Raw genomic sequence first — 1,355 nt, forward strand, 5'->3', positions numbered from 1 at the left:
GGCTTCGCCGTGTTCGGCGTCGCCGTCGGCCTGCTGATGAACATGGGCGGCGCCTGGGTTGCGACGGTTGTCGGCCTCTGCGTTCTGGCCGTCTTCATCGAAATCCTGGTCTGGCTGGGCTCGGCTCTACTGGGCAGCTGACCCCTTTCCGGGTTAGGGGGGAACTATGAAAATCGCAGTTCTGAAGGAACGCCGTTTCGATGAGACGCGCGTCGCGGCAACGCCTGAGTCCGTCAAGAAGCTGATCGGACTCAAGCACACCGTCGCTATCGAAGCGGGCGCTGGCGTCTCTGCCGGCATCCGCGACGAGGATTACACGGCCGCCGGCGCAACCGTAGGCTCGGCTGCTGACGTGCTCAACGGCGCGGACATCGTCTTCAAGGTCCGCGCGCCGGATGCCGCCGAACTGGCCACCTATCCGAAGGGCGCTGCCCTCCTCGGCCTGCTCGATCCCTATTCCGCGAAAGCCGAAGCCGCGGCCTACGCCGCCGCTGGCGTCACCGCCGTGGCGATGGAGTTCGTTCCCCGCATCACGCGCGCCCAGTCGATGGACGTGCTGTCGAGCCAGGCCAACCTCGCCGGCTATCGCGCCGTCATCGAAGGCTCGCAGCTTTATGGCCGCGCTCTGCCGATGATGATGACCGCCGCCGGCACGGTTGCCGCCGCCAAGGTCTTCGTGATGGGCGCAGGCGTCGCTGGCCTGCAGGCCATCGCCACCGCCCGCCGTCTCGGCGGCGTGGTCTCCGCCACCGACGTTCGCCCCGCCGCCAAGGAACAGGTCGCCTCGCTCGGCGCGAAGTTCATCGCGGTCGAGGACGAAGAGTTCAAAGCCGCCGAAACCGCCGCTGGCTACGCCAAGGCGATGTCGCCAGAGTATCAGGCCAAGCAGGCCGAACTCGTCGCCGCCCACATCGCCAAGCAGGACATCGTCGTCACCACGGCGCTTATCCCCGGCCGCCCCGCCCCGGTGCTCGTCACCGAAGCCATGGTGAAATCCATGCGCCCCGGCTCCGTCGTCGTCGACCTCGCCGTCACGCAGGGCGGCAACTGCCCGGCGTCGAAGCCCGATTCTGTCGTCGATGTGAACGGCGTGAAAGTCATCGGCTTCACCAACCTGCCCGGCCGCATCGCGGCTGACGCATCCGCTCTCTACGCCCGCAACCTGCTCGCGCTCCTGCCGCTGCTGACAGCCGAGAATGCAGCCTTCGGGCCGAAGTGGGACGACGAGATCGTCAAGGCCGCCGTCCTCACGAAAGACGGCCAAGTCGTCCACCCGGCGCTGACCACGTAAGCCGACCCCGCTCCGCTATAAGGATCGCCCCCATGATGAAGCGCCTCGCGGTACTCGGCCTGAC

The 1,355-nt window shown here is 67.2% G+C and carries 1 protein-coding gene; it reads left to right on the forward strand.

What is annotated here, in order from left to right; translation table 11 throughout:
• The first annotated feature begins 166 nt into the window (after positions 1–166).
• Positions 167–1,291, forward strand: a complete 1,125-nt coding sequence (locus tag EON91_RS14430; protein ID WP_292096100.1) for a Re/Si-specific NAD(P)(+) transhydrogenase subunit alpha — start codon at positions 167–169, stop codon at positions 1,289–1,291.
• Positions 1,292–1,355: the final 64 nt, after the last annotated feature.

Origin of the sequence: Brevundimonas sp. (assembly GCF_004210735.1) — a bacterium.
In the GTDB taxonomy this organism is placed as follows: Bacteria; Pseudomonadota; Alphaproteobacteria; order Caulobacterales; family Caulobacteraceae; genus Brevundimonas.